The organism is Pseudomonas sp. LTR0, from assembly GCF_036630035.1.
Lineage (GTDB): Bacteria > Pseudomonadota > Gammaproteobacteria > Pseudomonadales > Pseudomonadaceae > Aquipseudomonas > Aquipseudomonas putida_Y.
Map to the genome: position 1 here is coordinate 1,432,980 of NZ_CP123734.1, position 18,446 is coordinate 1,451,425.

Consider the following 18,446-nt stretch of genomic DNA (forward strand, 5'->3'; position numbering starts at 1 on the left):
GGCCTAATGCCGGTCAGTTAAACCAAATGGGGCTGCTTTGCAGCCCTTCGCGGGCAAGCCCGCTCCCACAGGATTGCGCAAAATCTCAAGCTTGCGCTGTACCTGTGGGAGCGGGCTTGCCCGCGAAGGGCCGCAAAGCGGCCCCAGTTAATGAGGATGAAACCTTAACTGACTGGCATTAGCCTCTGGCCCCTTTTTCTGGTGTTTACTTCCGGCCTTCAGCCGTTTCCGCCACCTTGTCAGTGCGTGCGCACATGATGAAGTCGTTGCGGTGCAGGCCTTTGATCGAGTGGCTCCACCAGGTCACGGTGACCTTGCCCCATTCAGTCAGCAGCCCTGGGTGGTGGCCTTCGGCCTCGGCGATTTCGCCCACGGCATTGGTGAACGCCAGGGCGTGCTTGAAGTTCTTGAACAGGAACACGCGCTCCAGCTCCATGTGGCCGTCACGTACTTCGATGTTCCAGTCCGGGATTTCGCGGATCAGCTCGGCCAGCTCTTCGTCGGTGACTTTCGGGGCATCGGCGCGGCAGGCTTCGCAATGGGCTTGGTTCAAGGCATTCATGAGGTGTTTTCCGGTTCGAGTTGTTATCGGCAAAGTCGCTCAGGCAGCGACTTTGGGTGGAAACTTCGGTGCATGCAGACCCAGCTGCATGGCTTTGTGGACCATGCCCATGATGTCTTCGTGGGCCAGGTCGAACAGGCGCTTCATGTTCGGCAGCACGAAATACAACGGTTGTAGAATATCGATGCGGTAGGGCGTACGCATGGCCTCAATCGGGTCGAAGGCCTGGTGCTCAGGCTCGTCGGACAGACTGTAGACGGTCTCTTTCGGCGACGAGAGGATGCCACCACCATAGATTTTGCGACCTTGCGCGGTTTCCATCAGGCCAAACTCGATGGTCATCCAGTACAAGCGCGCCAGGTACACACGTTGTTCCTTGGTCGCGGCCAGGCCGAGCTTGCCGTAGGTGTGGGTGAACTCGGCGAACCAAGGATTGGTCAGCAGCGGGCAGTGGCCGAATATCTCGTGGAAGATATCCGGCTCTTGCAGGTAGTCCAGCTCTTCCGGGGTGCGGATGAAGGTGGCGACCGGAAAGCGCTTGCTGGCCAGCAGCTCGAAGAAGGTCTGGAAGGGGATCAGCGCCGGTACCCGGGCAACCTGCCAGCCGGTGGTGGCGCCCAGCACCTTGTTGATCTCGCCCAGTTGCGGAATGCGGTCATGAGGCAACTTCAGCTGCTCGATGCCGTCCAGGTATTCCTGGCACGCACGGCCTTCGATCACTTTCAGCTGTCGGGTGATCAGGGTGTTCCACACCGCATGCTCTTGCTGCGGGTAATCGATAAAACCATGCGCATCGGGCTCGCGTGCCACGTATTGCGTCTGTTTCATGAGGCTCTCCTGGTGAGGGCTTTTCTTGTTATGTGCAGGACATGCTTAAAGGAATATCCCTTCACCAGCGGTTTTGCACCGGGGCGGGCTTCGGCCGCGAAGGGTGCCGATGTGGGTTTTCGTAACGATAATTTTACAAAACCTAGCAAGTGTCGGAAAATTCGAGGCATCTGGCTGGTGGAAACCTTGTTTTTGTCAGCTTATCTTTACGACTTTTCTGCGCGGTGTTGAAAAACATTGGCGCTTCGAGAGCCCTCATGCGTATCAAAGTCCATTGCCAGAACCGCATTGGCATCCTGCGCGACATCCTCAACCTGCTGGTGGAGTACGGCATCAACGTGCTGCGCGGCGAGGTGGGCGGTGACCATGGCAACGCCATCTACCTGCATTGCCCGAACCTGATCAACCTGCAATTTCAGGCCCTGCGGCCGAAGTTCGAGGCGATTGCCGGGGTATTCGGCGTCAAGCGCGTGGGCCTGATGCCCAGCGAACGCCGGCACATGGAGCTGAATGCGTTGCTGGGGGCGCTGGACTTCCCGGTGTTGTCGATCGACATGGGCGGCAGCATCGTTGCCGCCAACCGTGCAGCCGCGCAGTTGCTTGGCGTGCGTGTTGATGAAGTGCCGGGCATGCCGCTGGCGCGCTATGTAGAAGACTTCGACTTACCGGAACTGGTTCGGGCCAACAAGTCGCGCATCAATGGCTTGCGCATCAAAGTCAAAGGTGATGTGTTCCTGGCCGATATCGCACCGCTGCAGTCCGAGCACGATGACAGCGAGGCGCTGGCCGGCGCGGTGCTGACCTTGCACCGCGCCGACCGGATCGGCGAGCGTATCTACAATGTGCGCAAGCAAGAGCTGCGCGGCTTCGACAGCATCTTCCAGAGCTCGCGGGTGATGGCTGCGGTGGTGCGTGAAGCGCGGCGCATGGCGCCGCTGGATGCACCGTTGTTGATCGAGGGCGAAACCGGTACCGGCAAAGAGTTGCTGGCGCGTGCCTGCCACCTGGCCAGCCCGCGTGGCCAGTCGCCGCTGATGGCCCTCAACTGCGCCGGGCTGCCCGAATCGATGGCCGAGACCGAGCTGTTCGGTTACGGCCCTGGGGCATTTGAAGGGGCACGCGCCGAAGGCAAGCTGGGGCTGCTGGAGTTGACCGCTGGCGGCACGCTGTTCCTTGATGGGGTAGGGGAGATGAGCCCGCGCCTGCAGGTAAAGCTGCTGCGCTTTTTGCAGGACGGCTGCTTCCGTCGGGTAGGTAGCGATGAAGAGGTCTACCTGGATGTACGGGTGATTTGTGCAACCCAGGTGGATTTGTCCGAGTTATGTGCCCGTGGCGAGTTTCGCCAGGACCTGTATCACCGCCTCAACGTACTGTCGCTGCACATTCCGCCTTTGCGCGAGTGCATGGATGGCCTGGAGGGGTTGGTGCAGCATTTTCTTGATCAGGCCAGTCGGCAGATTGGCTGCGCCATGCCGCGCCTGGCGCCGGCGGCAATGGACAAACTTGGGCAGTATCACTGGCCAGGTAATGTAAGGCAGTTGGAAAACGTCTTGTTCCAGGCCGTTTCGTTGTGTGACGGCGGCGTGGTTAAAAGCGAGCATATTCGTTTGCCGGATTATGGCGCGCGGCAACCGTTGGGCGAGTTTTCGCTGGAAGGGGACCTTTCGCAAATTGTAGGGCGTTTTGAAAAGGCGGTGCTGGAAAGTTTGATGGGAGAGTTTCCCAGTAGTCGGGCTTTGGGAAAAAGACTGGGTGTTTCGCACACGACGATTGCCAACAAGTTAAGGGATTATTCCTTGGGCAAGTCGACTGATTAAATGGCTGTAAGTTAATAGCCTGTTAATCGGGTGGTGAATGCTTCGCGGGTTCACCCGCGAAGGGGCCCACAGGGCCCCCAATTCACAAGGTGTCAGCCGTTAGAGCAGCCGTTCCCCATCACACGGTATTCGAGAATGTGTCTCTGGCCCTTGGAGTCTTCATAGGTCATGCGGGCTGGCACGACTTCGCACACATTGGGCACTTCGCTCATGGAGATGACGCGGGCGATGTCCAGGTGCTGCGAGTAACTGTACTGTTCAACCGGAATCTGCTCGGCATCTTTTGCTTCACCGGCCATCGCCGCGCCGCAAAGACTGCCAAGTACCAATACCAGTAAAGCTTTCATTTTCTATTTACCTGTCTAAGGTCGTGAGGGGGCACGCGGCGCTTATGGCGCCGCGAGTACAGCGAGTTTTAACTATCGGGATTAGAGGGAGATTAACGCTTGCCTTCGTGGGGGCTGTTACCAGTTGTTAATCGCCTTGCCGTTGCTGGCGAGATGAATTTTATGGCGGTGGCCAACGCTGAAACAGTGGGTGTTTTGATAAAGTGTTTTGACAGAATCTGTAACAATCCTGTGCCAAAGCCCCTCGTTTTTCTCCGAAGGGGCTGTAATGCCCGCGCCAGAGCGCTTTGCCGGAACGGGAGTACCAAATTACTACCAACGTCGAATGGCTTTTGTCGCTCTGGTACAGTTACAAACGGTTCCATACAAAAACAACTATTACACCGAGGTAACACAGATGAGTGCGGCTCCACTGTATCCCGTTCGTCCCGAGGTTGCGGCCACTACCCTGACCGACGAGGCCACCTACAAGGCCATGTACCAGCAATCGGTGATCAACCCGGACGGCTTCTGGCGCGAGCAGGCCCAGCGTATCGACTGGATCAAGCCGTTCACCAAGGTCAAGCAGACCTCCTTCGACGACCACCATGTCGATATCAAATGGTTCGCCGACGGCACTCTGAACGTTTCCTCCAACTGCCTGGACCGCCACCTTGAAGAGCGCGGTGACCAGTTAGCCATCATCTGGGAAGGTGACGACCCTTCCGAGCACCGCAACATCACCTACCGCGAGTTGCACGAGCAGGTCTGCAAGTTCGCCAATGCCCTGCGTGGCCAGGATGTGCACCGTGGTGACGTGGTCACCATCTATATGCCGATGATTCCCGAGGCTGTGGTCGCCATGCTGGCCTGTGCCCGTATTGGTGCGATTCACTCGGTGGTGTTTGGTGGCTTCTCGCCCGAGGCGCTGGCTGGTCGCATCATCGACTGCGAGTCCAAGGTGGTGATCACTGCTGATGAAGGCGTGCGTGGTGGTCGTCGTACCCCGCTCAAGGCCAACGTCGACCTGGCGCTGACCAACCCTGAAACCAGCAGCGTGCAGAAAATCATCGTGTGCAAGCGCACCGGTGGCGACATTGCCTGGCACCAGCATCGCGACATCTGGTACGAAGACCTGATGAAAGTGGCTTCCAGCCACTGCGCACCCAAAGAAATGGGTGCTGAAGAGGCGCTGTTCATCCTTTATACCTCCGGCTCCACCGGCAAGCCGAAGGGCGTGCTGCACACCACAGGCGGTTACCTGGTTTACGCCGCGCTGACCCATGAGCGCGTATTCGATTACCGCCCGGGCGAGGTGTACTGGTGCACCGCCGACGTCGGTTGGGTCACCGGCCACAGCTATATCGTCTACGGCCCGCTGGCCAACGGCGCCACCACCTTGCTGTTCGAGGGCGTGCCGAACTACCCGGACATTACCCGCGTATCGAAGATCGTCGACAAGCACAAGGTCAACATCCTCTACACAGCGCCAACTGCCATTCGCGCCATGATGGCTGAAGGGCAGGCAGCTGTTGAGGGCGCCGACGGTTCCAGCCTGCGCCTGCTGGGGTCGGTGGGTGAGCCGATCAACCCTGAGGCCTGGAACTGGTACTACAAGACCGTAGGCAAGGAACGTTGCCCGATCGTCGACACCTGGTGGCAGACCGAGACCGGCGGCATCCTGATCAGTCCGTTGCCTGGCGCCACGGGTCTCAAGCCGGGGTCGGCAACCCGTCCGTTCTTCGGGGTGGTGCCGGCACTGGTCGACAACCTGGGCAACCTGATCGACGGTGCTGCCGAAGGCAACCTGGTGATCCTTGATTCCTGGCCGGGTCAGTCGCGTTCGCTGTACGGCGACCACGATCGCTTCGTCGACACCTACTTCAAGACCTTCCGCGGCATGTACTTCACCGGCGACGGTGCGCGCCGTGACGAGGATGGTTACTACTGGATCACCGGCCGTGTGGATGACGTGCTCAACGTGTCCGGCCACCGCATGGGGACTGCCGAGATCGAAAGCGCCATGGTCGCGCACTCGAAGGTTGCCGAGGCTGCAGTGGTTGGCGTGCCGCATGACATCAAAGGGCAGGGCATCTATGTGTATGTCACCCTCAATGCTGGCATCGAGGCCAGTGAGCAATTGCGCTTGGAACTGAAGAACTGGGTGCGCAAGGAGATTGGACCGATTGCTTCGCCGGATGTGATCCAGTGGGCGCCGGGGCTGCCGAAGACCCGCTCGGGCAAGATCATGCGCCGCATCCTGCGCAAGATTGCCACCGGTGAATACGACGCGCTGGGCGATATCTCGACCTTGGCCGACCCGAGTGTGGTGCAGCACCTGATCGACACACACAAGGCGATGAGCCTGGCTTCGGCCTAACCCCTCCCCGGCAATACCCCCTGTAGGAGCGGGCTTGCCCGCGAATGCGTCAGTTCAGGCTAAGCTGTACCCTGACCTCACGCATTCGCGGGCAAGCCCGCTTTTGCATTGTTACCCGACAATCATCGGTAACTGTTCTGTCACCGGCCCCGCACAGGTTCGGGGCGCGAGGAAACAATTCCGGCCCGTTTCGGTGCGTCGGGGTCGCCATTTTGTGCATCGCGGCACGCTACACTTGCCGTCGTACAAGGCTTTGCCAATAATAGGCCCAGGAATTGCTAGGTCTATAGGTTCTATTTCTTGCGCCATTGCATATTCTGCACTGGCTGTCAACATCGCCCGCGGCGGTTTCAGGCGCTTCTATAAGTAGTTGTCGCTTTGAAGAAATATCGACTACCGGGCTGTCGTTAAAATGCCACTCACTCGCTCGTGGTATGCGGCCTTGGTCGAACCCTGCGCGGCTCGCGTTGTACTCATTCGCATATCGGGCAGCCGTTACCTGCCTTGTATTGCCCCGTACCGATGGAGTTACCTGATGAAGAAGCTCGCACTGCTTGGCGCCCTGGCGCTGTCTGTGTTTTCCCTGGTGTCGCAGGCTGATGAAAAACCGCTGAAAATCGGTATCGAAGCTGCTTACCCACCCTTCGCCTTCAAGCAACCTGACGGCAGTATTGCCGGCTTTGACTACGATATCGGCAACGCCCTGTGCGAAGAGATGAAAACCAAGTGCACCTGGGTTGAACAGGAATTCGACGGCCTGATCCCGGCGCTGAAAGTGCGCAAGATCGACGCCATCCTGTCGTCCATGTCGATCACCGATGACCGCAAGAAGTCGGTCGACTTCACCAAGCGCTACTACCTGACTCCGGCGCGCCTGGTCATGAAGGACGGCACCACTGTCAGCGATAGCCTTGACGAACTGAAAGGCAAGAAGATCGGCGTGCAGCGCGGCTCCATTCACGACCGCTTCGCCAAGGAAGTGCTGGGTGCCAAAGGTGCCACCGTGGTGCCTTACGGTACCCAGAACGAAATCTACCTGGACGTCGCAGCTGGCCGCCTCGACGGCACCGTGGCTGATGCCACCCTGCTGGAAGACGGCTTCCTCAAGACGGACGCTGGCAAGGGGTTCGCGTTCGTAGGCCCTGCCTTCACCGACGCCAAGTACTTCGGTGACGGTATCGGTATCGCCGTACGCAAGGGTGACAAGGCCAATGTCGACCGCATCAACGCGGCTATCGACGCCATCCGTGCCAACGGCAAGTACAAAGAAATCGAGAGCAAGTACTTCAATTTCGACATCTACGGTCCAGACTCGAAGTAAGACGTCGGGTTTCACCTGTGCAATGGTGCAAACAGCAGAGGCTCTGGGGTTTGCACCATTTTTCATTCTCTAGGTCGAGGACCTCATCATGTTGAAAGGCTACGGGGCAGTCATCCTCGACGGGGCGTGGCTGACGCTACAGCTCGCCCTGTCGTCGATGGCCCTGGCCATCGTACTCGGCCTGATCGGTGTGGCGCTGCGTTTGTCGCCAGTGCGCTGGCTGGCCTGGCTGGGCGATCTGTATTCCACGGTGATCCGTGGTATTCCGGACCTGGTCCTGATCCTGCTGATCTTCTACGGCGGGCAGGACATCATCAACCGGGTGGCGCCGCTGGTCGGTTACGAAGACTACATCGACCTGAACCCGCTGGTTGCGGGTATCGGTACCCTGGGCTTCATTTTTGGCGCCTACCTCTCGGAGACCTTCCGCGGGGCCTTCCTGGGCATTCCCAAAGGCCAGGCCGAGGCGGGCGTGGCGTATGGCATGAGCCCTCGCCAAGTGTTCTTCCGCATACAGGTGCCGCAAATGATTCGCCTGGCCATTCCGGGCTTCACCAACAACTGGCTGGTGCTGACCAAGGCTACTGCGCTGATTTCGGTCGTCGGCCTGCAGGACATGATGTTCAAGGCCAAGCAGGCGGCTGACGCCACCCGCGAACCCTTCACCTTCTTCCTGGCAGTGGCGGCGCTGTACCTGGTACTGACCAGTGTCTCGCTGCTGGCCCTGAAGTATCTGGAGCGCCGCTACTCGGTGGGCGTCAAGGTGGCTGAACTATGATCTTCGACTACAACGTCGTCTGGGAAGCGCTGCCGATGTACTTCGGCGGCCTGCTGACCACCCTGAAGCTGCTGGCAATTTCGCTTTTCTTCGGCCTGCTGGCAGCCATTCCGCTGGGCCTGATGCGGGTATCCAGGCAGCCGGTGGTCAACCTTGCTGCATGGCTGTACACCTACGTCATCCGTGGCACGCCGATGCTGGTGCAGTTGTTCCTGATCTACTACGGCCTGGCCCAGTTCGAGGCGGTGCGCGAGAGTATCTTCTGGCCGTTGCTGTCCAGTGCCACCTTCTGCGCCTGCCTGGCGTTCGGCATCAATACCAGTGCCTATACCGCCGAAATCATTGCCGGCAGCCTCAAGGCCACGCCGCATGGCGAGATCGAGGCCGCCAAGGCCATGGGCATGTCGCGCATGAAAATGTACCGCCGCATCCTGCTGCCCTCGGCACTGCGTCGGGCGCTGCCGCAATACAGCAATGAAGTGATCATGATGCTGCAGACCACCAGCCTGGCGTCGATCGTTACCCTGATCGACATCACCGGTGCTGCGCGCACGGTCAATGCCCAGTATTACCTGCCTTTCGAGGCCTACATCACGGCGGGCGTGTTCTACCTGTGCCTGACCTTCATCCTGGTGCGCCTGTTCAAGATGGCCGAACGCCGCTGGCTCGGCTACCTGGCGCCGCGCAAGCACTGACCGCTCTGTGAGAATCGACAGCATGTACAAACTCGAAGTCCAAGACCTGCACAAGCGCTACGGCAGCCACGAAGTGCTCAAGGGTGTGTCGCTGGCGGCCAAGGCCGGCGACGTCATCAGCATCATCGGCTCCAGCGGTTCGGGCAAGTCGACCTTCCTGCGCTGCATCAACCTGCTGGAGCAGCCGCACGCCGGCAAGATCCTGCTCAACAACGAAGAGCTGAAACTGGTCGCCGGCAAGGATGGTGCGTTGAAGGCTGCCGACCCGCGTCAATTGCAGCGGATGCGCTCGCGCCTGTCGATGGTGTTCCAGCACTTCAACCTGTGGTCGCACATGACAGCGCTTGAGAACATCATCGAAGCGCCGGTGCACGTGCTGGGCGTGAACAAGAAGGAAGCCCTGGAAAAGGCCGAGCACTACCTGGCCAAAGTCGGCGTCGCCCACCGCAAGGATGCCTTCCCCGGGCATATGTCGGGTGGTGAGCAACAACGTGTGGCAATTGCCCGCGCGCTGGCCATGGAGCCGGAGGTCATGCTGTTCGACGAGCCAACCTCGGCGCTCGACCCTGAGCTGGTGGGTGATGTGCTCAAGGTAATGCAGGCGCTGGCCCAGGAGGGGCGGACCATGGTGGTGGTGACCCATGAAATGGGCTTTGCCCGCGAGGTGTCCAACCAGTTGGTGTTCCTGCACAAGGGCCTGGTGGAAGAAACCGGCTGCCCGCGTGAAGTGCTGGCCAACCCGCAGTCGGAGCGCCTGAAGCAGTTCCTCTCCGGCAGCCTGAAGTAAAAGCTGCATTTTTGCACCAGAATAGGGCATGCTGCGCGGCGAGCGCAGCCTGACCCGGCGCACAGACTCGAACGACCTCAGGTTTCGGACCGTACCCTATGACCACCCAGCGAATCGGTTTTCTCATCTGGCCCAGCACCAGGCCCTTGACCCTGGCATTGGCCGAGGAAGTGTTGCTGGTGGCGCAGCGGGTGCATCCGGATGTGGTCTACGAGTTGGTCTTCCTGCAGGCCGAGCCTGCGCAGGAAGGCGCCTGGCGTCTGCCGGGCGAGCCGTGGCTCGGCCGCCTGGAGGGTTGCCACAAGCTATTTCTGCTGGCCGACGAGCCGCCAGCGGCAATGGGGGCTGCCTTCTCAACGGCGCTCAAGCAGCTGGCGCGCAGTGGCTGCCTGATCGGTGGCCTGTCGGCGGGGGTATATCCGCTGGCAATGCTGGGCCTGCTCGATGGTTACCGGGCAGCCGTGCACTGGCGCTGGCAGGATGACTTTGCCGAGCGCTTCCCCAAGGTCATCGCCACCAGCCACCTGTTCGACTGGGATCGCGACCGTCTGACTGCCTGCGGCGGTATGGCTGTGACCGACCTGCTGCTGGCGGTGCTGGCGCGCGATCACGGGGCTGAGCTGGCTGGGGCAGTGTCGGAAGAGCTGGTGGTGGAGCGCATCCGCGAGGGTGGCGAGCGTCAGCGTATCCCGCTGCAGAACCGCCTGGGTTCGAGTCATCCCAAGCTGACTCAGGCTGTGTTGCTGATGGAAGCCAACATCGAAGAGCCGCTGACCACCGACGAAATTGCCCAGCATGTGTGCGTATCGCGTCGGCAGTTGGAGCGTATCTTCAAGCAGTATCTGAACCGCGTTCCCAGCCAGTACTATCTGGAGTTGCGGTTGAACAAGGCGCGGCAGATGCTGATGCAGACCAGCAAGTCGATCATTCAGATCGGGCTGTCCTGTGGCTTCTCCTCGGGGCCGCATTTTTCCAGTGCCTACCGTAACTTCTTTGGCGCCACGCCGCGGGAAGACCGTAACCAGCGACGCAGCAGCAGCCCGTTCGAGTTGAGTTCGGCGCCGGCTGAAAAAGGCTGACATTTTGGGTGGGTTCGGGGTGTAGGCCTTGAGGTTGGTGGTGGGGCGCAAATCGAGCGCCGCCCGCGCGGCGCATCGCGAGCGAAGCTCGCTCCTACATTTGTTGCAACGTGGCCAGGCCTGTGAGGCCATGGTTGTCAGCCTTGTTTGTAAGGCTCAAGCCATGCACAAAGGCTGGCAACCATGGCGTAACAGGCTCGGCACTGAGTTGAGTTCGGCGCCGGCTGAAAAAGGCTGACATTTTGGGTGGGTTCGGGGTGTAGGTCTTGAGGTTGGTGGTGGGGCGCAAATCGAGCGCCGCCCGCGCGGCGCATCGCGAGCGAAGCTCGCTCCTACATTTGTTGCAACGTGGCCAGGCCTGTGAGGCCATGGTTGTCAGCCTTGTTTGTAAGGCTCAAGCCATGCACAAAGGCTGGCAACCATGGCGTAACAGGCTCGGCACTGAGTTGAGTTCGGCGCCGGCTGAAAAAGGCTGACATTTTGGGTGGGTTCGGGGTGTAGGCCTTGAGGTTGGTGGTGGGGCGCAAATCGAGCGCCGCCCGCGCGGCGCATCGCGAGCGAAGCTCGCTCCTACATTTGTTGCAACGTGGCCAGGCCTGTGAGGCCATGGTTGTCAGCCTTGTTTGTAAGGCTCAAGCCATGCACAAAGGCTGGCAACCATGGCGTAACAGGCTCGGCACTGAGTTGAGTTCGGCGCCGGCTGAAAAAGGCTGACATTTTGGGTGGGTTCGGGGTGTAGGTCTTGAGGTTGGTGGTGGGGCGCAAATCGAGCGCCGCCCGCGCGGCGCATCGCGAGCGAAGCTCGCTCCCACATTTGTTGCAACGTGGCCAGGCCTGTGAGGCCATGGTTGTCAGCCTTGTTTGTAAGGCTCAAGCCATGCACAAAGGCTGGCAACCATGGCGTAACAGGCCTGGCCACGTTGCAACAAATGTGGGAGCGAGCTTCGCTCGCGATGCGCCGCGCGGGCGGCGCTCGATCTCCCCGTCAACACATCAACATCGCCAAACATCCCGCCTCCCTCAATCCTGTGTGAACACCCGTTCACCCAGCCCCCTCTCTCCCGTACACTGCGCGATTGCGACAGTGTTTGTCGCATTGCCGAAAGCCTTGTCAAAACTGGGTTTTGCGCTGTAACAAGTTGTCGCTTGGCCGCAAGGACAGGCGCGGATCAGTCCTTACAATCCCCCCATCGCTCGCCACTTCCAGGCCAGCGTTCCTCTTCAGGAGACTCAGATGTCCGTTGAGCAAGCCCCGGTGCAACGTGCCGATTTCGACCAGGTGATGGTCCCCAACTATTCTCCGGCGGCCTTCATTCCTGTGCGAGGCGAGGGTTCCCGCGTCTGGGACCAGTCGGGTCGCGAGTTGATCGACTTTGCCGGCGGCATTGCGGTCAATGCCCTGGGCCACTGCCACCCGGCACTGGTCAAGGCCCTGACTGAACAGGCCAACACCCTCTGGCACGTTTCCAACGTGTTCACCAACGAGCCGGCCCTGCGCCTGGCCCACAAGCTGGTGGACGCCACCTTTGCCGACCGCGCGTTCTTCTGCAACTCCGGCGCCGAGGCCAACGAGGCCGCTTTCAAGCTGGCCCGTCGTGTGGCGCATGACCGCTTCGGTCCGCAAAAGCACGAAATCATCGCCACCGTGAACAGCTTCCACGGCCGCACCCTGTTTACCGTCAGCGTGGGTGGCCAGCCAAAGTACTCCGATGGCTTTGGCCCGAAGATCACCGGTATCAGCCATGTGCCGTACAACGACCTGGAAGCGTTGAAGGCACAGATTTCCGACAAGACCTGCGCCGTGGTGATCGAGCCGATCCAAGGCGAGAGCGGCGTGGTGCCGGCCGACAAGGCCTACCTGGAAGGCGCGCGCAAACTGTGTGACGAGCACAACGCTCTGCTGATCTTTGACGAAGTGCAGACTGGCGTGGGCCGTACCGGCTCGCTGTATGCCTACCAGCACTACGGCGTGACCCCGGACATTCTGACCAGTGCCAAGAGCCTGGGCGGCGGCTTCCCGATTGGTGCCATGCTGACCACCACCGAGCTGGCCAAGCACCTGGCCGTTGGCACCCACGGCACCACCTATGGCGGCAACCCGCTGGGCTGCGCCGTTGCCTGCGCGGTGCTGGATGTGGTCAACACCCCGGAAACCCTGGCCGGTATCAAGGCTAAGCACGAGCGCTTCAAAACCCGCCTGGAGCAGATCGGCCAGAAGTACAACCTGTTCAGCCAGGTGCGTGGCGTCGGCCTGCTGCTGGGCTGCGTCTTGACCGAGGCCTGGAAAGGCAAGGCCAAGGACGTGCTCAACGCTGCCGAGAAAGAAGGCGTGATGGTGCTGCAGGCCGGCCCGGACGTTGTCCGCTTCGCCCCAAGCCTGGTGGTTGAAGACGCCGATATCGACGCAGGCCTGGACCGCTTCGAGCGCGCTGTGGCCACACTGACCAAAGGCTGATCCGCCAACGGTCCTTTCGCCGGCCTCAGCCCAGCCTCGGCACGAGGCCGAGCCGGGCCGGCGATACCCGATTCCAGTGCAGGTGCCTGGGTGCCTGCCGTTTTTTCGTGCCGCTGTGAACGGCCCGTATTCCAAAGGAGTGACACCATGCTGGTGATGCGCCCCGCGCAAATGGCTGATCTGAACGACGTGCAGCGCATGGCTGCAGACAGCCCCATTGGTGTCACCTCGCTGCCGGACGACACCGCTCGTCTCGGCGACAAGATTGCCGCCTCCGAGACATCCTTCGCCGCCGAGGTCAGCTTCAACGGCGAAGAGAGTTATTTTTTCGTGCTCGAAGACAGCGAAACAGGCAAGTTGGCCGGTTGCTCAGCCATCGTCGCTTCGGCCGGCTACTCCGAGCCGTTCTACAGTTTTCGTAACGAAACATTCGTGCACGCCTCGCGCGAGCTGAAGATACACAACAAGATCCATGTGCTGTCGCTGTGTCACGATCTGACTGGCAACAGCCTGCTGACCAGTTTCTATGTAGCACCGGAACTGGTGAACAGTGGCTGGGCCGAGCTCAATTCGCGTGGTCGACTGCTGTTCATGGCTGCGCACCCGGAGCGCTTTGCCGATTCGGTGGTAACCGAGATCGTCGGCTTCAGCGACGAGCAGGGTGAATCGCCGTTCTGGGATGCTATCGGCCGCAACTTCTTCGACCTCAACTATGCCGACGCCGAGCGCCTGTGCGGCCTGAAGAGCCGTACCTTCCTCGCCGAGCTGATGCCGCATTACCCGATCTACGTGCCGTTGCTGCCAGACCTGGCGCAGGAAGCCATGGGCCAGGTACATCCGCGGGCACAGATCACCTTCGACATACTCATGCGCGAAGGCTTCGAGACCGAGCACTACATCGACATCTTCGACGGCGGCCCGACCCTGCATGCGCGCACCTCTGGCATCCGCTCGATCGCTCAGAGCCGGGTGGTCCCGGTGAAGATCGAAGAGGCCCCGGTCAAGGGTGGGCGCCCGTACCTGGTGTGCAACGGCCTGTTGCAGGACTACCGCGCGGTGTTGCTGGACCTGGACTGGGTGCCTGGCAAACCGGTCAGCCTGAGCGTGGCAGCAGCCGACGCGCTGGGCGTGGGCGAGGGCGCCAGCGTGCGCCTGGTCGCGGTTTGAGGTCTGGCAACAGACGTTTCGGGATTGATGCGTTAGCAGAGTTTCGCGCCGGCCGATGCCGCCGCACAAGGAGATAGCATGATCGTTCGTCCTGTACGCAGCAGCGATTTGCCTGCGTTGATCGAATTGGCACGCAGCACCGGCACCACCGGGCTGACCACGCTGCCGGCCAACGAAGAGCGCCTCGGGCACCGTGTTGGTTGGGCGGAAAAAAGCTTCCGTGGCGAAGCCGAGCGTGGTGACACCGATTACCTGTTCGTGCTGGAAAACGACGAAGGTCTGGTGGTGGGCATCAGTGCCATCGCCGGCGCCGTCGGCCTGCGTGAGCCTTGGTACAACTATCGGGTCGGCCTGACGGTCAGCGCCTCGCAGGAGCTGAAGATCTACCGCGAAATCCCGACGCTGTTCCTGGCCAACGACCTGACCGGAAACTCCGAGCTGTGCTCGCTGTTCCTGCGCAGCGACCACCGCTCGGGTCTCAATGGCCGTCTGCTGTCGCGCGCGCGCATGCTGTTCATTGCCGAGTTCCCGGAGCTGTTTGGCAAGAAGATCATTGCCGAAATGCGCGGCATGTCTGACGAGCAGGGCCGTTCGCCGTTCTGGGAAAGCCTGGGCCGGCATTTCTTCAAGATGGAGTTCAGCCAGGCCGACTACCTCACCGGCGTGGGCAACAAGTCGTTCATCGCTGAGCTGATGCCCAAGTTCCCGCTGTACACCTGCTTCCTGTCCGAGGCTGCGCGCAACGTGATCGGCCGTGTGCACAAAGACACCGAGCCGGCGCTGGCCATGCTTAAGCAGGAGGGCTTCAACTATCAGGGCTACGTCGACATCTTTGACGCCGGCCCGGCCATCGAGTGTGACACTGCCAAGATCCGCGCGGTGCGCGAGAGCCAGACCCTGGTGCTGGCGGTAGGTACGCCAGGCGACGACGCGACCCCTTTCATCATCCACAACCGCAAGCGCGACGACTGCCGTATCACTGCTGCACCTGCACGGTTGGCCGCCGGTACCCTGGTGGTCGACCCGTTGACCGCCAAGCGCCTGCGCATGGGCGTCGGCGACAATGTGCGCGCGGTGCCGCTGTCGGCCAGCCGGGAGGCCCAGTAAATGACCACGCATTACATCGCAGGCAATTGGCAGGCTGGCCAGGGTGAAACCCTGCAGTCGCTCAACCCGGTGACCCAGGCCGTGATCTGGCAAGGGCAGGGCGCTGACGCCAGCCAGGTCAGCGCTGCTGTGCAGGCGGCGCGGCAGGCCTTCCCGGCCTGGGCGCAGTTGAGCCTGGAGGCACGTATCGATGTGCTGGAGAAGTTTGCCGCGCAGTTGAAAGTGCATGCCGAAGCCATGGCCCAATGCATTGGCGAGGAAACCGGGAAGCCGCTGTGGGAATCTGCGACTGAAGTCACCAGCATGGTCAACAAGGTGGCGATTTCGGTACAGAGCTACCGCGAGCGTACCGGCGAAAAGAGTGGTCCGCTGGCCGATGCCACGGCTGTTTTGCGGCACAAGCCCCACGGTGTGGTGGCGGTGTTCGGCCCCTACAACTTCCCCGGGCACCTGCCCAATGGCCATATCGTGCCGGCGCTGCTGGCAGGCAACTGCGTGGTGTTCAAGCCCAGCGAGCTGACCCCCAAGGTTGCTGAGCTTACCGTCAACTGCTGGATTGCTGCCGGCCTGCCGGCGGGTGTGCTGAACCTGGTGCAGGGGGCACGCGAAACCGGTGTGGCGCTGGCCGCCAACCCAGGTATCGATGGTCTGTTCTTCACCGGCTCCAGCCGCACCGGCAACCTGCTGCATCAGCAGTTCGCAGGGCGTCCAGACAAGATCCTGGCCCTGGAAATGGGGGGTAACAACCCGCTCGTGGTGGACGAGGTCAAGGACCTCGACGCGGCGGTGTATACCATTATCCAGTCGGCGTTCATTTCCGCTGGCCAGCGCTGCACCTGCGCGCGGCGCCTGCTGGTACCGCAAGGCGCCTGGGGCGATGCGCTGATCGCGCGCTTGGTCGAGGTGTGCAAAACCATCACGGTGGGGGCGTTCGATGAGCAGCCGGCGCCTTTCATGGGCTCGGTGATTTCGCTGCAGGCGGCTCGGGCGCTGCTTGCGGCCCAGGCCGAACTGGCCGCCAAAGGTGGCGTGAAACTGCTGGAAATGACCCAGCCACAGGCCGATGCCGCACTGCTGACCCCGGGCATTGTCGATGTCACCGCCGTGGCTGACCGCCCGGACGAAGAGTTTTTCGGCCCGCTGCTGCAGGTGATCCGCTACGCCGACTTCGATGCTGCCATCGATGAAGCCAACAACACTCAGTATGGCCTGGCTGCCGGTTTGTTGTCCGATTCGCGCGCACGCTACCAGTACTTCTGGCTGCGCAGCCGCGCCGGCATCGTCAACTGGAACAAACAGCTGACGGGGGCTGCCAGCAGCGCACCGTTCGGCGGCGTGGGTGCCAGTGGCAACCATCGCGCCAGTGCCTATTACGCGGCCGACTACTGCGCTTACCCCGTGGCTTCGCTGGAGACCGCCAGCCTTGCCTTGCCGGCGACCCTGACGCCGGGCGTCACCCTATAACAACAGTCACGGAGCCTAGCCGATGAAATCCTATGAAGTGAATTTTGATGGCCTGGTGGGGCCTACCCACAACTATGGCGGCCTGTCTTACGGTAACGTGGCTTCGCAGAGCAACAGCCAGCAGGGGTCCAACCCGCGTGAGGCGGCGCGCCAGGGCCTGGCGAAGATGAAAGCGCTGGCCGACATGGGCTTCAAGCAGGGTGTTCTGGCGCCACAGGAACGCCCGGACGTGGCCGCGCTGCGCCGCCTGGGGTTCAGTGGCAGCGATGCCGAAGTCATCCAGCGCGCCGCCCGCGAGGCCATGCCGTTGCTAGTGGCCAGTTGCTCGGCCTCAAGCATGTGGGTGGCCAACGCCGCGACAGTCAGCCCGAGTGCCGACACGGCTGACGGTCGTGTGCACTTCACCGCCGCCAACCTCAACTGCAAATATCACCGCAGCATCGAGCACCCGACCACCAGCCGCGTGCTGGGCGCCATGTTCAACAACGAGAAGCACTTTGCCCATCACGCCGCGCTGCCTGCCGTGGCACAGTTCGGTGACGAGGGCGCGGCCAACCACACGCGCTTCTGCCGCGCCTATGGTGAGGCCGGTGTGGAGTTCTTTGTCTATGGTCGCAGCGCCTTCGACAGCCGTTACCCGGCGCCACAGAAGTATCCGGCCCGACAAACCCTGGAGGCCTCGCAGGCTGTGGCCCGGCTGCACGGCCTGAGCGATGACGGTGTGGTCTACGCTCAACAGAACCCGGCGGTGATCGACCAGGGTGTGTTCCACAATGATGTGATTTCGGTGGGTAACGGCGAAGTGCTGTTCTACCACGAGGACGCGTTTCTCGATACCGACGCGGTGCTTGGGCAGCTGCGAGCTAAACTGGCCAGCAAGGGTGGCAACTTCCAGGCCATCTGCGTGCCCAGAGCCGCGGTGGCGGTGGAGGACGCGGTGCGTTCCTACCTGTTCAACAGCCAGCTGCTGAGCCGCGACGATGGTTCCATGCTGTTGGTCGTGCCGGAAGAGTGCCGCAACAACGAGCGGGTCTGGGCTTATCTTGGCCAGTTGACCAGTCAGGGAGGCCCGGTGAAGGAGGTCAAGGTGTTCGACCTCAAGCAGAGCATGCAAAACGGCGGCGGCCCAGCCTGTCTGCGTTTGCGCGTAGCCTTGAAGGAATCGGAACTGGCGGCGGTCAACCAAGGCGTTATCATGACGGCCTCGCTGTATGACACGCTGCTGCAGTGGGTCGACAGGCACTACCGCGATCGCCTTGGCGAAGCAGACCTGGCTGACCCGCAACTGCTGGTGGAATGCCGTACGGCACTGGACGAATTGACCCAGATCCTGAAGTTGGGCTCGGTGTATCCGTTCCAACGCCAACCTTGAAGAGAGACTCTGTAATGACCGACGCCTTGCGCCTGATCCTCGAAGATGAAGACGGCACCCAGCTGGAAACTTCCTGCACCCGCTTTGCTGTGGTCTGGCAAGGCAAGGAAGTGTGGATTCAGCAGGATGGCCGTGGCCAGCTGCTGATCGGTGTGGATGTCGAGGAAGACGACACCGAGTATGCCAACTTGCTGCTGCGCCCGATGGCCACCAACCTGGTCAGCCTGCAGCTGGAAATGGAACCGGCAGAGCTTGGCGAAGACGACGATCACGTTCATGGCCCTGACTGCGGTCACCACCACTAAGGA

General features: G+C 61.1%; 16 protein-coding genes. 13 read left to right on the plus strand and 3 right to left on the minus strand.

The features are described from left to right. Window positions 1-205 precede the first annotated feature (205 nt). Window positions 206-562 carry a 4a-hydroxytetrahydrobiopterin dehydratase gene (locus QCL51_RS06675; RefSeq protein ID WP_003254532.1) on the minus strand — a complete coding sequence of 119 codons (357 nt, stop codon included), beginning with the start codon at window positions 560-562 and terminating at the stop codon, window positions 206-208. 39 nt (window positions 563-601) lie between these two features. Further along, a complete protein-coding gene (gene phhA, locus QCL51_RS06680; protein WP_338444649.1) occupies window positions 602-1,390 on the minus strand; it encodes a phenylalanine 4-monooxygenase in 789 nt (262 codons plus the stop codon). 257 nt (window positions 1,391-1,647) lie between these two features. On the opposite strand from phhA, the gene QCL51_RS06685 reads away from it, so the two are divergent. Then, on the plus strand, window positions 1,648-3,207 hold the full coding sequence (locus tag QCL51_RS06685; protein WP_021783456.1) for a sigma-54-dependent phenylalanine hydroxylase transcriptional regulator PhhR: 1,560 nt from the start codon (window positions 1,648-1,650) through the stop codon (window positions 3,205-3,207). Window positions 3,208-3,299: 92 nt separating this feature from the next. Here QCL51_RS06685 and QCL51_RS06690 read toward each other — a convergent pair whose 3' ends face one another. Further along, on the minus strand, window positions 3,300-3,554 hold the full coding sequence (locus QCL51_RS06690) for a DUF2790 domain-containing protein (RefSeq protein WP_021783457.1): 255 nt from the start codon (window positions 3,552-3,554) through the stop codon (window positions 3,300-3,302). Window positions 3,555-3,951: 397 nt separating this feature from the next. Between QCL51_RS06690 and acs the strand changes: the two genes are divergently transcribed. The 12 genes from acs to QCL51_RS06750 all read left to right on the plus strand — a co-directional run bounded on the left by acs (window position 3,952) and on the right by QCL51_RS06750 (window position 18,443). After that, on the plus strand, window positions 3,952-5,913 hold the full coding sequence (gene acs, locus QCL51_RS06695) for an acetate--CoA ligase (RefSeq protein WP_338444650.1): 1,962 nt from the start codon (window positions 3,952-3,954) through the stop codon (window positions 5,911-5,913). A 535-nt stretch (window positions 5,914-6,448) separates the two neighbouring features. Continuing rightward, complete coding sequence (locus QCL51_RS06700; RefSeq protein WP_012051577.1) at window positions 6,449-7,234, plus strand: ABC transporter substrate-binding protein; 786 nt, start codon at window positions 6,449-6,451, stop codon at window positions 7,232-7,234. A gap of 88 nt (window positions 7,235-7,322) precedes the next feature. Continuing rightward, window positions 7,323-8,012, plus strand: a complete 690-nt coding sequence (locus tag QCL51_RS06705) for an ABC transporter permease (protein WP_021783459.1) — start codon at window positions 7,323-7,325, stop codon at window positions 8,010-8,012. Further along, complete coding sequence (locus tag QCL51_RS06710) at window positions 8,009-8,707, plus strand: ABC transporter permease (protein ID WP_003254520.1); 699 nt, start codon at window positions 8,009-8,011, stop codon at window positions 8,705-8,707. Before QCL51_RS06705 ends, QCL51_RS06710 begins: the two co-directional genes overlap by 4 nt. A gap of 22 nt (window positions 8,708-8,729) precedes the next feature. Further along, window positions 8,730-9,494, plus strand: coding sequence for an ABC transporter ATP-binding protein (locus tag QCL51_RS06715; protein ID WP_016711851.1), 765 nt, complete (start codon window positions 8,730-8,732; stop codon window positions 9,492-9,494). A gap of 98 nt (window positions 9,495-9,592) precedes the next feature. After that, window positions 9,593-10,573 carry a transcriptional regulator ArgR gene (argR, locus tag QCL51_RS06720; RefSeq protein WP_021783461.1) on the plus strand — a complete coding sequence of 327 codons (981 nt, stop codon included), beginning with the start codon at window positions 9,593-9,595 and terminating at the stop codon, window positions 10,571-10,573. A 1,234-nt stretch (window positions 10,574-11,807) separates the two neighbouring features. Next, window positions 11,808-13,028 (plus strand): aspartate aminotransferase family protein, encoded by a 1,221-nt coding sequence (locus QCL51_RS06725; RefSeq protein ID WP_021785132.1) that lies wholly within the window; start codon window positions 11,808-11,810, stop codon window positions 13,026-13,028. Window positions 13,029-13,175: 147 nt separating this feature from the next. Beyond that, window positions 13,176-14,195, plus strand: coding sequence for an arginine/ornithine succinyltransferase subunit alpha (gene aruF / locus QCL51_RS06730; RefSeq protein WP_010955177.1), 1,020 nt, complete (start codon window positions 13,176-13,178; stop codon window positions 14,193-14,195). Between the two features lie 78 nt (window positions 14,196-14,273). Next, complete coding sequence (astA, locus tag QCL51_RS06735) at window positions 14,274-15,302, plus strand: arginine N-succinyltransferase (RefSeq protein ID WP_014590103.1); 1,029 nt, start codon at window positions 14,274-14,276, stop codon at window positions 15,300-15,302. After that, a complete protein-coding gene (gene astD, locus QCL51_RS06740) occupies window positions 15,303-16,766 on the plus strand; it encodes a succinylglutamate-semialdehyde dehydrogenase (protein ID WP_021785133.1) in 1,464 nt (487 codons plus the stop codon). Window positions 16,767-16,788: 22 nt separating this feature from the next. Next, complete coding sequence (gene astB, locus QCL51_RS06745) at window positions 16,789-18,138, plus strand: N-succinylarginine dihydrolase (protein WP_103444745.1); 1,350 nt, start codon at window positions 16,789-16,791, stop codon at window positions 18,136-18,138. A gap of 14 nt (window positions 18,139-18,152) precedes the next feature. After that, window positions 18,153-18,443 (plus strand): topoisomerase II, encoded by a 291-nt coding sequence (locus tag QCL51_RS06750; RefSeq protein WP_003254508.1) that lies wholly within the window; start codon window positions 18,153-18,155, stop codon window positions 18,441-18,443. Window positions 18,444-18,446 lie beyond the last annotated feature (3 nt).